At 72.1% G+C, this 14019-nt stretch carries 14 protein-coding genes; 11 read left to right on the forward strand and 3 right to left on the reverse strand.

The window, feature by feature from the left end:
• The 6 genes from BGO91_RS18495 to BGO91_RS18520 all read left to right on the forward strand — a co-directional run.
• A partial coding sequence (locus tag BGO91_RS18495) for a hypothetical protein (RefSeq protein WP_290474204.1) occupies window positions 1-536 on the forward strand: 536 nt, incomplete at its 5' end.
• A 98-nt stretch (window positions 537-634) separates the two neighbouring features.
• The gene (locus BGO91_RS18500) at window positions 635-1051 is read left to right on the forward strand and encodes a YciI family protein (RefSeq protein ID WP_179701158.1); all 417 of its coding nucleotides are present in this window, start codon (window positions 635-637) and stop codon (window positions 1049-1051) included.
• 99 nt (window positions 1052-1150) lie between these two features.
• The gene (locus BGO91_RS18505) at window positions 1151-2353 is read left to right on the forward strand and encodes a DUF6596 domain-containing protein (protein ID WP_290474498.1); all 1203 of its coding nucleotides are present in this window, start codon (window positions 1151-1153) and stop codon (window positions 2351-2353) included.
• 235 nt (window positions 2354-2588) lie between these two features.
• Complete coding sequence (gene glsA, locus BGO91_RS18510) at window positions 2589-3644, forward strand: glutaminase A (protein WP_290474205.1); 1056 nt, start codon at window positions 2589-2591, stop codon at window positions 3642-3644.
• Window positions 3641-5269, forward strand: coding sequence for an MFS transporter (locus tag BGO91_RS18515; protein ID WP_290474206.1), 1629 nt, complete (start codon window positions 3641-3643; stop codon window positions 5267-5269). Before glsA ends, BGO91_RS18515 begins: the two co-directional genes overlap by 4 nt.
• Window positions 5270-5363: 94 nt before the next feature.
• Entirely contained in the window at window positions 5364-5885 is a 522-nt protein-coding gene (locus BGO91_RS18520) for a hypothetical protein (protein ID WP_179701159.1), read from the forward strand.
• Between the two features lie 37 nt (window positions 5886-5922).
• Here the strand turns inward: BGO91_RS18520 and BGO91_RS18525 are convergent, their stop codons facing one another.
• Window positions 5923-6354: a hypothetical protein gene (locus tag BGO91_RS18525; RefSeq protein WP_290474207.1), complete on the reverse strand. Its 432-nt coding sequence runs from the start codon at window positions 6352-6354 to the stop codon at window positions 5923-5925.
• Window positions 6355-6704: 350 nt separating this feature from the next.
• Here BGO91_RS18525 and BGO91_RS18530 point away from each other — a divergent pair, with 350 nt between their 5' ends.
• A complete protein-coding gene (locus tag BGO91_RS18530; protein ID WP_290474208.1) occupies window positions 6705-7175 on the forward strand; it encodes a hypothetical protein in 471 nt (156 codons plus the stop codon).
• An 84-nt stretch (window positions 7176-7259) separates the two neighbouring features.
• Here BGO91_RS18530 and BGO91_RS18535 read toward each other — a convergent pair whose 3' ends face one another.
• Window positions 7260-8075, reverse strand: coding sequence for a DeoR/GlpR family DNA-binding transcription regulator (locus BGO91_RS18535; protein WP_290474209.1), 816 nt, complete (start codon window positions 8073-8075; stop codon window positions 7260-7262).
• Between the two features lie 141 nt (window positions 8076-8216).
• Here BGO91_RS18535 and melA point away from each other — a divergent pair, with 141 nt between their 5' ends.
• Window positions 8217-9530, forward strand: coding sequence for an alpha-galactosidase (melA, locus tag BGO91_RS18540; RefSeq protein ID WP_290474210.1), 1314 nt, complete (start codon window positions 8217-8219; stop codon window positions 9528-9530).
• The gene (locus BGO91_RS18545) at window positions 9527-10387 is read left to right on the forward strand and encodes a class II fructose-bisphosphate aldolase (RefSeq protein WP_290474211.1); all 861 of its coding nucleotides are present in this window, start codon (window positions 9527-9529) and stop codon (window positions 10385-10387) included. Before melA ends, BGO91_RS18545 begins: the two co-directional genes overlap by 4 nt.
• A gap of 107 nt (window positions 10388-10494) precedes the next feature.
• Here the strand turns inward: BGO91_RS18545 and BGO91_RS18550 are convergent, their stop codons facing one another.
• On the reverse strand, window positions 10495-11577 hold the full coding sequence (locus tag BGO91_RS18550) for an amidohydrolase family protein (protein ID WP_290474212.1): 1083 nt from the start codon (window positions 11575-11577) through the stop codon (window positions 10495-10497).
• Window positions 11578-11716: 139 nt separating this feature from the next.
• Between BGO91_RS18550 and BGO91_RS18555 the strand changes: the two genes are divergently transcribed.
• Together BGO91_RS18555 and BGO91_RS18560 are read left to right on the forward strand one after the other, a co-directional pair.
• On the forward strand, window positions 11717-12598 hold the full coding sequence (locus tag BGO91_RS18555; RefSeq protein ID WP_290474213.1) for an SIS domain-containing protein: 882 nt from the start codon (window positions 11717-11719) through the stop codon (window positions 12596-12598).
• An 88-nt stretch (window positions 12599-12686) separates the two neighbouring features.
• Entirely contained in the window at window positions 12687-14009 is a 1323-nt protein-coding gene (locus tag BGO91_RS18560; RefSeq protein ID WP_290474214.1) for an ABC transporter substrate-binding protein, read from the forward strand.
• Window positions 14010-14019: the final 10 nt, after the last annotated feature.

A 14019-nucleotide genomic window follows, 5' to 3' on the forward strand; every position in this document is an offset into this window, starting at 1 on the left:
CGCTGTGCGAGGGTGGCAGGATCGTGAATGCTCCCGGCCGTGTCGTCCCGCAGTTCGTGGTCGCGGCCGTGCTCACCCTGCTGCCGGTCGTGGCGGCGGTTGTGCTGGTGCAGGAATGGACGCATCCCGCCACGAGCATCCCGGTGCACTGGACGACCTCCCACGCCGACAACGACGACGATGCGACGACGGTCTTCTGGAGCGGGCTCGCGCTGGCGCTCGCGTGCGTCGCTGTCGCCGCCTTCCGCGCTGCGTTCGTCCGCAGCGACAGCGGCCGGTGGGGGAGTGCGGCGGGATTCGGCGCGCTCGCCGCCGTCGGCTGCGCGGCGACGCTGCTATGGCCCGTCGGCCAGCTGACGGCCGCGGCGAGCACGGCCGGCGACCCGATCGGGCCGGCCTTCCTGCTGTTCCTGATCGCGCTCGGCTGGGGCGCCGTGGTGTTCGGGATCTGCGCGTTCCGGCACGCCGATCCCGCGCCGGATCCCGCCACCGTCCCGGACCCGGATCAGGACGCCGTCCCGCATCCCGCTCCCTAAGATCGGGATCGGGGCGCGACCGTGTCGATCCGCGGGGCCGCCGTTCGACCTCGGTGTGGAAGGCGCGAAGAGGCCTTCCCCGACACAAGGAGCACACGATGGCCAAGTACATGCTGATCATGCGATCGACCGACGAGGCGTTCGCGAACTTCGCGAACCTCGACTTCGCGGACATCCTGGACGCGATGGGCCGGTTCAACGACGAGCTCATCCGTGCGGGCGTGCTGCTCGCCGCCGAGGGCCTCGACCCCGCGCCCGGGATCGTGGTCGACTTCACCGGTGACGAGCCGGTCGTCACCGACGGCCCCTACGGCGAGACGAAGGAGCTGTTCAACGGCTACTACGTGCTCGACGTCGCCTCGGCCGAGGAGGCTGCGGAGTGGGCGAAGCGGATGCCGTACATGAGCGGTTCGAAGGCCGAGATCCGCCGGGTGACGACGATCGACGAGTTCCCGCAGGACAACGAGTGGGTCGCCAAGGAGCGCGCCTGGCGCGAGTCGACCGGCCAGCTCTGAGCGGGGCGGATCGGGGGAGCGGCCGGTGAGCGAGGCGGTGCGCGGCGGTGGAGGTGGCCGGTGACTGACGCGCGGCGCGCCGTCGAGGTGGTGTGGCGGATGGAGTCCGCGCGCATCGTCGGCGCGCTCGCGCGCTACACCGGCGACTTCGCGCTCGCCGAGGATGTGGCGCAGGAGGCGCTCGCCGAGGCCGTCGTCGGCTGGGAGACCGGCGGCGTTCCGGCGCAGCCGGTCAACTGGCTGCTGGCGGTGGGGCGGCGTCGTGCGATCGATGCGTTCCGGCGCCGGTCGGGGCGGGATGAGCGGTACGCGCTCCTCGCCCGCGATCTGGACGAGGAGGCGCCCGGCGTCGACGCGCTGTTCGACCCGGACGCGATCGACGACGATGTGCTCGCGCTCATGTTCACCGCCTGTCACCCGGTGGTCTCGAAGGAGGCGCGGGTCGCGCTGACCCTGCGGGTCGTGGGCGGCCTCACGACCGACGAGATCGCGAAGGCGTTCTTCGTGCCGGTCGCGACCGTGCAGGCGCGGATCACGCGGGCGAAGAAGACGATCGCGGCGGCGCACATCCCGTTCGCCGTGCCGGAATCGCAGGAGCGCGGGGAGCGGCTCGGCTCGGTGCTGAGCGTGATCTACCTGATCTTCACCGAGGGGTCGTCGGCGAGCGGCGGCGACTCGTGGATGCGCACCGACCTCGCGGCCGAAGCGCTGCGGCTGGCGCGCGTGCTGACCCGGCTGGCTCCTGAGCCGGAGGTCTACGGCCTCCTCGCGCTGCTGGAGCTGACCTCCGCGCGGTTCCCGGCCCGGCTCGACGCAGAGGGGCGGCCGGTGCTGCTGGAGGATCAGGACCGGCGCCGCTGGGACCACTCGGCCATCCGGCGCGGGCGGGCGGCGCTGGCGACGGCGGCCGCGGCAGGGCGCGGGCTCGGCTCCTACGGGCTGCAGGCGGCGATCGCCGAGTGCCATGCGGTCGCGCCGTCCGTGGCGGAGACGGACTGGGGCCGCATCGTGCTGCTCTACGAGGCGCTCGGCCGGCTGGCGCCGTCGCCGGTGGTCGACCTCAACCGGGCGGTCGCCGTCGCGATGGCGACCGGGCCCGCGGACGGGCTCGCCGTCGTGGACGAGCTGATCGGGCGCGGCGAGCTGCCCGGCTCCCACCTCGTGCCGGCCGTGCGGGCCGAGCTGCTCGCGCGGATGGGTCGCGGAGCGGAGGCCGCCGGCGAGTACCGCCGCGCCGCGTCCCTCTGCGCGAACGCCGCCGAGCGCGCCGTGCTCGAGGCCAAGGCCGCCGCAGCCTCCTGAGCCGCCGCGGCCTCTTGAGCCGCCGCGGCCTCTTGAGCCGCCGCGGCCTCTTGAGCCGCCGCGGCCTCTTGAGCCGCCGCGGCCTCTTGAGCCGCCGCGGCCTCCTGAACCCGCCCTCGAGTGCGCGAATCGTCCGCGTACTCGACGCATCCGCCCCCACTTTCTGGGCACTCGGCTGTTGCCGGGTCTGGTGGATGACGGCGCGGGTCACTAGCGTCGGGCCGGGAGGCTCACGATGTTCGAGACCGACACCGACGGGATCCATCAGGAGGCGGCGACCGGCGCGCTGCCCGGATGGGAGCGGGTGGAGCAGCTGGTCCAGGCTGCCCACGACCGCTACCGCGACACCGACGAGGGCACGGTCGCCGACTACATCCCGGCGCTCGCCGAGGCGGATCCGGACTGGTTCGGGATCTGCGTCGCCGACACGTCCGGCGGACTGCACGAGGTGGGGGACGCGGCCGTGCCGTTCTCCATCCAGTCCATCTCCAAAGCGTTCGTCTACGCGCTGGTGTGCGAGGAGTTCGGGCACGAGCGGATCGGCGAGCTGGTCGGCGTGGACAACACCGGCCTCCCGTTCAACTCGGTGATCGCGCTGGAGCTGAACGGCGGCCACCCGATGAACCCGATGGTCAACGCGGGGGCGATCGCCTCCACGGCGCTGATGGCGGGCGGCACCGCCGCCGAGAAGTGGCGGGCGGTGCACGACGGCCTCTCGCGGTTCGCCGGGCGCGAGCTCGCGGTCGACGAGCGGGTGTACGCGTCGGAGTCGCAGACGAACTCGCGCAACCAGGCCATCGCCCGTCTGCTGCAGAGCTACGGGAGGCTGGACGCCGATCCCGGCGAGATCGTCGACGTGTACACGCGCCAGTGCTCGCTGCTGGTCACGGCTCATGACCTCGCCGTCATGGGCGCGACCCTCGCCGACGGCGGTGTGAACCCGGTCACCGGCGATCGGGTCGTGTCGGCCGACGTGAGCCGCGACACCCTCGCGGTGCTGGCCGCGAACGGTCTCTACGAGCGGTCGGGGGAGTGGCTGTTCCAGATCGGGCTGCCGGCGAAGTCCGGGGTCTCGGGCGGCATCGTCTCGATCGCGCCGGGCAAGGGGGCGATCGGCACGTTCGCGCCTCCCCTCGACGCCGCGGGCAACAGCGTGCGCGGCGAGCGGGCGACGGCGTACCTGTCCCTCACGCTCGGCCTCAACCTGTTCGCATCTCCCGAGCCCGGTGCCTCCGGGCCCGGCTCGACCTCCCGCACCTCCACCGCCCTCGACGCCAGGAGCACACCATGACCGCGACCACCACCGAGCAGCCCGTCGCCCGCGCCTCCTGGGCGCCGATGGTCGGGCTGTTCCTCGCGCAGGTGCTGATGTCGTTCAACGTCGCCGCGCTGCCGGTGTCGCTGGGCGGGATGGTGCAGGACTTCGGTGTGCCGCCCACCTCGGTCAGCACGGCGATCGTGACCTACGGCCTGTCGGTCGCGGCGCTGGTGATGGTCGGCGCGAAGCTCGGCCAGCGGGTCGGCTGGGTGCTGATCTTCCGCATCGTCGTCGGCATCTTCGCGGTCTCGGCGCTGATGATGATCCTGTCGCCGACGGTCGGCTGGGCGATCGCGGCGCAGGCGCTCGCGGGCGCGTCCGCGGCGATCATCGTCCCCTCCCTCGTCGCCCTGATCGCGGAGAACTACCACGGCACCCAGCAGGCCACGGCGGTCGGCTCGCTCGGCTCGGCCCGGGCGCTCTCGGGCGTGAGCGCCTTCCTCATCGGCGGCGCGCTCGGCACGTTCGTCGGCTGGCGGCCGGTGTTCGGCATCGTGCTGATCCTCGCCGTGCTGGTGCTGATCTTCAGCGCCCGGCTGCGCAGCGACGGCGCGGACCGTAGCGTGAAGATCGACGTGGTGGCGGCGCTCTTCATCGGTGCCGCCATCGTGCTGCTCACGCTCGGCTTCAACAACCTCAACGCCTGGGGCGTGCTGGTGGCGCGGGAGGGCGCACCGTTCGACATCCTGGGCCTGTCCCCGGCACCCGTTCTCATCGTGGTCGGGCTGATCCTGGGCCAGGCCTTCTTCTTCTGGACCAGGAGGCGCACCCGCCTCGGCCGCGTGCCGCTCGTGAGCCTCTCCGTGCTCGGGTCGTCGCGCGAGCGGGCCGCGGTCTACGCGATGTTCATCGTCGTGGCGCTGGAGGCCGCGCTCAACTTCTCCGTGCCGCTCTACATCCAGATCGTGCAGGGGCGTACGCCGCTCGACACCTCCCTCGCGATGATGCCGTTCAACCTGACCGTGTTCGTGGTCGCGACGCTCATCGTCCGCTTCTACGGGAGGTTCACCCCGCGCACGATCGGCGTCTTCGGATTCCTGCTCACGACCGCCGCCCTCGCCTGGCTCGCGTTCGTCGTGACCAACAACTGGGAGACGCTGCCGACCATCCTGGGCCTGATCGTGTTCGGCGTCGGGCAGGGCGCCCTGGTCACCCTCGTCTTCAACGTGCTCGTGACCTCGGCGCCCAAGAAGCTCGCGGGCGACGTCGGATCGGTGCGCGGCACGACCCAGAACCTCGCCTCCGCGGTCGGGACCGCGCTCGCCGGGGCGATGCTCGTCACCATCCTGGGCCTCAACGTCGGGCAAGCCGTCGCCGACCACGCGGAGCTGCCGGCCTTGATCGTCGCGCAGGTCGACCTCGACAACGTCAACTTCATCAGCAACGACGACCTGCGCGAGGCGCTCTCCCGCACCGACGCGACACCGGCGCAGGTGGATGCGGCGGTCGCGGTGAACGAGGACGCCCGGCTGAGCGCCCTCAAGCTCGGGCTGCTCATCCTGGCCGGCATCTCCGCCCTCGCGATCGTCCCGGCGTCGCGCCTGCCGAAGTACCGGCCCGGCGAGATCCCCGAACCCGCGAACGTGAAGCGGTCCTGAGGCGTCCCCGCGCGTCGAGGCGGCGAATCCTTCGCCGTCTCGACGGATTCCCGTGCACTTTTGCGCCGTCTCGGCGATGGCCGAGGATGGAGGGGTGACCACTCCCGCGACCGAGCGCATCGTCCCCGTGACCGTGAACCGCGTCGAGCTCGAGGCGGAGACGCCGTTCGTCGCACTGCGTGCCGCGCTGGAGCGCGAGGTGCCGCCCCTCGACGAGCGGAGGCTGGCCACGCTGCTGCGGTCGGGCGCCTCCTGGGCGCAGCTGACCCGGGAGGTGTCTGGCCCCGGCGCGCTCGTGCGGTTCTGGACGTACGACCCCACGCCGGTGATGCGCGTCGGCGGAGCCGACCTGGCGGCCGCCGGCTACCTGCTCGGCGACTACGTGACGGCCGCGCGGATGTTCCGGCACGATCCCGGCACCACGCTCTACACGCCGGTGCGGCTCGAGCTGCACGCCCGCGGTTCGCGCACCGTCGTGGCGTTCGACCAGCCGAGCTCGGCACTGAAGGCGTTCGGCAACAACAAGATCACGCAGGCCGGCTTCGAGCTCGACCGCCTGCTGGGCGACCTGCTGGAGGACCTCGGCCTCCCGCGTCCCTCGATCCTCCGCCTCTGACCGTCGTGAACCTCGGGAGCGCGGGGAGCGCGGGGAGCTAGGGGAGCGCGGGGCGCGGGCCGGCGATCAGCCGCACGGTCATCGCCACGGCGAACACCAGCGCCAGCAGGATGGCCACGGTCGCGCCGAGCCACGCGGCGCCCGCGAGCTGCAGGAAGAGCAGCTCACCGGATCCCGCGTCGACGCTCAGGAAGTGCTGCCCCATCGCGAGCGCCCCGGCGATCCCGCACCACAGGGCGGAGGTCACGGTGATCCACACCCCGCGCGGGAGGGAGGCCGAGCCGATCCGCCGCGTGGCGACCCGCATCAGCAGGTGCAGGGCGACCGGGGCGATCACGGCCGCCGTGATGGCGACCACGATGGCGACGGGGCTGCCGTTGTTCGCCGCGGTGAGGGCGGCGAGGGCGGCGAGCGGCAGGGCCAGTGCGATGATGCGGGCGACCTGGCCGGCGGTGGTGGCTGTCTTCATGCTCACAGTCCATCGTGCGGAGGGGTGCGGGCGCGTCGCCCTGAGGGACGAAACCTCCCGCGGACGGGTCAGCCCTGAGGATGATGCGCCCCCGCGCGTGTCGCCCGATTTGGGGTACAAATTCGTGTCCTCCAAACAGCCCACAGACCTGTCCGTCTAGCTATGCTCGGTCTGGCGCGAGCGACACCGGACCCGAAACCCGGCCGAGCCCAGCGCCACCGTGCGCGGTACCCGACCCGCGCACGCCCCCGCTTCACCGGCACCACGGCTCCACCGGCTCCACCGGCTCTACGGCACCACCGGCGACACCCGATACCCGACAGCAGTCACGTCTACCCGAAGGACACACTGTGCACACGCATGCCTACGACCGCGCCCACGACGCCGCCCAGCGGCTCAACCGTCGCCACGAGCGCGACCTGCACTGGGCGAAGGAGCGCCGCCGACAGCAGGAGCGCGAGATCGCCGAGGCGACGGAACTGCTCGCGACCAGCCGGTTCGCGCTCGTGCGCACGGCGATCGTGGTGGATGTCGTGCTGCTCGCCGCGATCGGCGCCGGCCTGTGGGCGGCGGCGGCCGCGGCGCTCACCGAGCCATGGTCGCTCGTCGTCGGCATCGCTGCGGGAGTCGCCGCGGCGGGAGTGCTCACCGGAGCGGCGATCTCGCTCGCCCGGGTGCGCTCCCGTCGTGCCGCTGCCCGCGCGCTGCTCCACTCGCGGGAGGCGCGGCTCGCGCACACGCAGTTCCACATCCACGAGAGCGTGCACTCCTACATCGACTCGTACTCCGACGTGATCAACACGCGGCTCGCCACCGCCTGAGCGCGACCGCGGAGCGACTGCTGCTCCCGGGGACGTCGGCGGCCGCGCGAGCCGCCGCCGATGTCCCGCGACGCAGCAGTGGCGTCACTCCTCGTCGGCGAGGACGACCTGCACGCCAGCGGCGCGCAGCCGCTCGAGCTCGTCGGGGTCGGCCGAGCTGTCGGTGATCAGCATCTCGACCTGCTCGATCTCGGCCATCTGTGCCAGTGCGACCCCGCCGATCTTCGAGCCGTCGGCCACGACGACCGTGCGCTGCGCCTTGGCGACCATCGCGCGGTTGGTCCGCGCCTCGGTCTCGTCGTGCGTCGTCACGCCGCTGGTCGCGCTGATGCCGTCGGCGCCGAGGATGGCCGTGCCGACGTTGACCGCGTTGAACGTGCTCTCGGCGAGGGCGCCCACGAGCTCCAGCGACTGCGGGCGGAGGAAGCCGCCGGTCATCACGACGCGCACCCCGGGATAGCCGGAGAGCAGGCCCGCGATGCTGAGGGAGTTGGTCACGACCGCGATGTCGCGGTGGTTGGCGAGCGCCCGGGCGACGCCGGCCGTGGTGGTGCCGCCGCTCAGCGCGACGACGTGGCGCTCGGCGGGCAGCCTCCTGACCATCGCCTTCGCGATCGCGCGCTTCGCATCCTGGAACCGGGTGTCGCGCAGGGCGACGGGGATCTCGCGGCCGCGCTCCAGGGCGGATGCCCCGCCGTGGGTGCGCAGGATGAGGTTCTGGTCGGCGAGGTCGGAGAGGTCGCGGCGCGCGGTGGCGGCGGAGATGTCGAGCGTCTCGGAGAGCTCGGCGAGGCTGATGGTGCCGCGCTCGGAGATCAGATCGAGGATGGCGACCATCCGCTGGGCGCGACGGCCGGAGGTGACGCGGGCGATCAGCGATTCGGCGGCGGGTGCGACCATGGGCCCGTCCTTTCGAGGAGTGGTGGTGCGGAGAGTCGATCCGGCTCCGGTGGGAGCGAATCGATCACTCGATATGATCACTTTACCTGCGAATCGCTCAATCTGTTGCGCGGAGTAGACACACTATCGCAGGATCGCAGCATGCCTCAGATTGTCTTCCTCGGAGCCGGGAGCGTCGTCTTCACCCGCCAGCTCCTCGCCGACCTGTTCCGTTTCGACGACCTGCCGCCGCTGCGCATCGTGCTGCATGACATCGACGCCGAGCGCCTCCACGTCGCCCAGGGCACCGCAGAGCAGGTGGCCGCGCGCTTCGGCCGCACCGCGGAGATCGTGGCGACGCTCGACCGCCGGGAGGCCCTGACGGGCGCGGACTTCGTGGTCAACATGATCCAGGTCGGCGGCATCGACGCCACCCGGGTCGACCTGGAGGTCCCCGCCGCGGCCGGCCTGCTGCAGACGATCGGCGACACGACCGGTGTCGGCGGCGTGTTCCGCGCTCTGCGCACCTTCCCCGTCCTCTCCGGCATCGCCGCCGACATGCTCGACCTCTGCCCCGACGCCTGGTTCCTCAACTACACGAACCCGATGGCGATGAACGTGTGGTGGATGTCGGTCGTCGCCCCCTCCATCAAGACCGTCGGCCTCTGCCACAGCGTCTACTGGACGGTCCACGACCTCTGCGCGCTGATCGGCGTGCCGATGGAGGGGACCCACTACCGCGCCGCGGGCGTCAACCACCAGGCGTGGCTCGTCGAGTGGTCGCGCGACGGCGAGGACCTCTACCCCCGCCTCCGGGAGGCGATCGCGCGCGATCCCGAGCTGCGCCGCCGCGTGCGCGTCGAGATCTTCAGCCGCATCGGCTTCTACCCGACCGAGACCAGCGAGCACTCGTCCGAGTACCTGGACTGGTTCCTGCGCTCGCCCGAGCAGATCGAGCGGTTCCGTCTGCGCCCGCTCGAGTACATCGGCATCTCGGAGGAGAACGTCGCCGAGTTCGAGCACGCCCGTGCCGCCCTCGCCGCAGGGGAGCCGCTGGAGCTGGAGGAGGGCGCCGCCGAGTACGCGCCCCAGGTCATCCACTCGATCCTCACCGGCACCGAGCGGATCATCCACGCCAACGTGGTCAACGACGGGCTGATCGACAACCTCCCGCAGGGTGCGGTCGTCGAGGTGCCCAGCCGTGTCGACGCGAGCGGTGTGCACCCGCTGCCGTTCGGCTCCATCCCGGTGCAGGGCGCCGCGCTCAACCGCACCTATCTGTCGGTCGCCGAGCTCGCGATCGAGGCCGCCCGCACGGGCGACCCCGAGCTCGTGCGCCGCGCCGTGCTGACCGACCCGAACGCGTCGTCGTCCCTCACCCCGGAGCAGATCTGGGCGCTCTGCGACGAACTGACCGCGCGCCACGCGGCGCTGCTGCCGGTCGCGCTCGGTGGCACGCTCGAGGCGGCCCGGTGACGCTCGCGCCGACGCGGGAGCTCGTCGCCGGGGCCGTCGCGAGCCGCGGCGCGATCCCGGCGTTCAACGTGCTCTCGCTCGATCACGTGGAGGCGGTGGCGGCCGGGGCCGCGGAGGCCGGCTCGGCCGCGCTCCTGCAGCTCAGCGAGAACGCCATCGCGTTCCGCGGGGCTCCCGAGCCGCTGCTGGCCGCGTGCCGGGAGGCCGCGGAGGCCTCCGGGTCGCCCCTCGGCATCCACCTCGACCACATCGAGGACCGCGCCCTCGTCGCGCGCGTGCTCGACCGCGCGGAGGAGTTCGGGGTGGGGTCGATCATGTTCGACGCCTCCCGACTCGACTACGCCGACAACGTCGCCGCCACCCGCGAGGTCGTCGCGCGCGCCCATGACGCGGGCGTGTGGGTGGAGGCCGAGCTCGGCGAGATCGGCGGCAAGGACGGCGCGCACGCGCCCGGGGTCCGCACCGATCCGGACGAGGCCGCGGCCTTCGTCGCCGCGACCGGCGTGGACGGCCTGGCCGTCGCGGTCGGCAGCTCGCACGCCATGCGCGACCGCTCCGCCCAGCTCGACCTCGAGCTGATCGCGCGGCTCGCCGCCGCCGTCCCGGTGCCGCTCGTGCTCCACGGCTCGTCGGGCGTCGCCGACGCGGTGATCGCGGACGCGGTCGCCGCCGGCATCCGCAAGGTCAACGTGGGCACCGCGCTCAACATCGCCTTCACCGCGTCGCTGCGGGAGGCCCTGGCGGCCCAGCCCGACGCCGTCGACCCGCGCAAATACACCCGCGACGCGCGTGCCGCCATGGCCGACCTCGTCGCGCGCTTCTGCCGCGTCGTCGACGCCCGCCTCCCCGCCTCCTAGCGCGCGACATTCGTGCCGAATCGCGGGAAAGCGGTGCGCTTTCCCGCGATTCGGCACGAATGCGCGACGCCGTGAGCACAAATCTCGCGGGCGTTAGAGCGAGGGGGTCAGAGCCCGAGGACGCGGCGGGCGTTGCCGCGGTACACGGCCTCCAGGAGGCCGGGGTCGAGCGCGAGGGCGGAGACGTCCCAGCGGCCCTGGCCGGGCACCTCGCTGTCGGGGTCGTAGCCGAAGCCCTCGTCGGCGGTCTCGAAGAACCGGTAGTGCAGGCGGTACTGGTCCGCCGTCACGGGGTAGATGTCGGTGCCGAAGAGCACGCGGTCGGGATGCTCCGCGACGAGCCGCGCGAACCGCCGCGGCTGCCGGCCGAGCTCCGCCATGCGCCCGGCGGTGTCGATCGTGTAGTTCGGCGCGGCGACGAGGAGGCGCTCGACGCGGTCGAGGTCCTCGGCCGCGCAGCCGGCGTGCGCGCCGATGAAGGTCGTCCCGGGGCACGCCAGCACGAGCGCGGCGTGCGCCGCCAGCAGGCGGTCGAACGTGGGGTGCAGGGAGGCGTCGCCGAACCACCACTCGGGCACCCCGGCGAGCTCGTCGAGCCGCTCGTTGTGCCGGTCGAGCGGCTCGAAGAAGGCGATCGGGTCGGCGGTGTGGATGAGCACCGGGAGGCCCAGCTCGCCGGCGTGCGCCAGCACCTCGATCACGCGCGGGTCGTCCGGGAGGATGAGCGCGCCGTCGGCGTCGCGCACGGTCAGGCCGAGGCTCTTCCAGACCTTGACGCCCCGGGCGCCGCGGGCCGCGCTGTCGTCGAGCGACGCGATCAGTCGCGCCACCCCATCGGGCTCGGCGAGGAGCTCCCACTCCAGCTGGCAGAACGTGACGAACCGCCCGTCGTGGGCGCGGTCGTACCGCTCGACGTTGGCGGTCACCTCTGGGCCCCAGAGCCCGTCGAGGTTGACGATCGTCTCGACGCCGCACTCGTCCATGAGCGCGAGCAGCGCCGGCACGTCGTCGATCATCCATCCGCCGTCGGTCAGCCAGCGGCCGAGGTGGTTGTGGATGTCGATCACGGGATGCGCGGGTCGGGGCACGACGGTCGTCCGGGCGCGCAGCTGACTGCGCGGCGCCCAGTCGGCGAGTCGCAGCTCGGCGAGCGGCGCGCGGCCGGTCTCGGGCGGGTCGTTCTGGGGCATGCGAAACCTCTCTGTAACAAACGATCAGGCATAGTGAGCGATCTGCACAGTTTCGTTGTCAAACGCTCAATGTCCGCCAATGATAAGTCCAACGCGCAACGGAGTGCGCAGCACCGCCACCGACCCACAGGAGCACCTCGTGACACTCACCTCCAGCGAAATCGCCAGCCAGCCGGACATCTGGCGCGAAGCGCTCACCACCCGCGCCGACCTGGCGACCGCGCTGCTCGCGCGCCCCGGCGAGAGCATGCTCGTGCTCGGCTGCGGCACCTCGGCGTTCGTCGCCGAGTCGTTCGCCTACCTCCGCGAGGGCGCCGGCCTCGGCATCACCGACGCCGCCTACGCGTCCGAGCCGTGGACCTGGCGCGACTACGACTCCGTGCTCCTGCTCAGCCGCTCGGGCACCACCACCGAGGTCCTCGACGCGCTCGACGTCATCCCGGCGGGCGTGCGCACCATCGCCGTCACCGGCGTCGCCGACTCGCCGGTCGCCCAGCGCGCCGACGACGTGCTCCTGCTCGACTTCGCCGACGAGGAGTCGGTCGTGCAGACCCGCTTCCCGACCACCTTCCTCCTCCTCGCCCGCCACGCCGTGAACCAGGACGTCAGCGCCCTCCCGGACGAGGCCGCCGCCGTGCTCGGCCGTCCGCTCGACGTCGACCTCGACGGCCGCACCCACTTCGTCTACCTCGGCAGCGGCTGGACGTACGGCCTGGCTCAGGAGGCCGCGCTCAAGATCCGCGAGGCCGCGCAGGCCTGGGCCGAGTCCTACCCGGCGCTCGACTACCGTCACGGCCCCCTCGCCGTCGCCGACGAGCGCTCGCTGGTCTGGATCATCGGACCCTCCGAGCAGAGCCTCGTCACCGACATCGAGCGCACCGGCGCCACCGTGCGCGTCAGCGCGTCCGACCCGCTGATCGAGCTCGCCCAGGCGCAGCGCCTCGCGGTCGCCGTCGCCGAGCGCGCCGGGCTCAACCCGGACGCCCCGCGCCACCTGACCCGCTCCATCGTGCTGGGCTGACCCCGCAGCCCGCTCCGTCGTGCCCGGCTGACCCGCAGCCGGGTGCGGCAGAATCCGACACCAGCAGAATCACAAGGGAGATCCGAAGATGCTGACCCCATTCCGCCGGAGGGCGCTCCGCGCCACCGCCGTCCTCGCCGCCACGGTGGGCGTCGTCGCACTCGCCGGGTGCAGCGGCTCGCAGGGCGCGACCACGCTCGACACGAAGGCCAAAGTCCAGATCGAGGTGTGGTCCGGTCAGGCCGACGCCGCGCAGAAGGTGATCGACGGGCTCGCGAAGGAGTTCGAGCAGGCCCACCCCAACGTGTCGATCAACATCTCTCCCGGAGCCTCCTCCACCGACCAGCTGCTGCAGAAGCTCTCGGCCGGGTTCGCCGGCGACCAGTACCCCGACATGTCGTACGCCTTCGGCTCGTGGGCCGGGCAGCTGGAGGCCTCGGGCCGCACGCTCGACATCTCGGCCGACGTGAAGAAGCCGGAGGTCAAGTGGGACGAGTTCACCGCGGCGGCCCGCGGCACCGCGCAGCCGACGGGTAAGAAGGTCATCGGCTTCCCCGCCGTCGTCGACAACATCGGCCTGCTCTACAACAAGACCCTCTTCGACAAGGCCGGCCTGGCGTACCCGACGGCCGACTGGACGTGGGACGACTTCCGCACGGCGGCGAAGAAGCTGACCGACGAGGCCAACCACATCTACGGCTACGGCTACTCCGTCTCGGGCAGCGAGGAGACGACCTGGCAGTACTGGCCGCACCTCTGGCAGAACGGCGGCGCCATCCTCAACGACGACTCCACCAAGGCCGAGTTCGCCTCGCAGGCCGGCGACGACGCCCTCTCGTTCCTGCGGTCGATGGCCGTGGACGACAAGAGCGTCTACCTCGATCAGACGGACGTCAAGTTCGGCCAGCTGTTCGTGAACGACCGCATCGGGATGATCACCTCCGGCCCGTGGCAGCTCTCCGACCTGAAGACCGGCGGCACCAAGTACGGCGTCGTCCCGCTCCCGGGCACGAACGGCGACCACCAGACGGTCTCCGGCCCCGACATCTGGGCGCTCTTCGACCACCACGACAAGAACCGCGCGTACTGGGCCACCCAGTTCGCCCAGTGGCTGACCTCGGCCGAGCAGGACGAGCGCTTCAACGTCGCGATCGGCAACCTCCCGCTGCGCTCGTCGGAGGCGTCGTCCGACGCGGTCGCCAAGGAGGCGGCGGAGTACCCCGGCTACGAGGTGTTCGTCGCGAACTCGGCGAACGTGAAGCAGACGCGCCCGACGACCAAGGGATACGCGGCCCTGTCGGTCGCCGTCGGCAAGTCGATCTCGCAGGTGCTGCAGGGCGACGGCGAGCCGAAGGCGGCGCTCGAGCAGGCCGCGAAGACCGCCGACGCGGCCCTGGCCAAGGACAAGTAGGAGCGGCGGG

This window comes from Leifsonia sp. 71-9 (genome assembly GCF_001898805.1).
Taxonomy (GTDB): Bacteria; Actinomycetota; Actinomycetes; order Actinomycetales; family Microbacteriaceae; genus Leifsonia.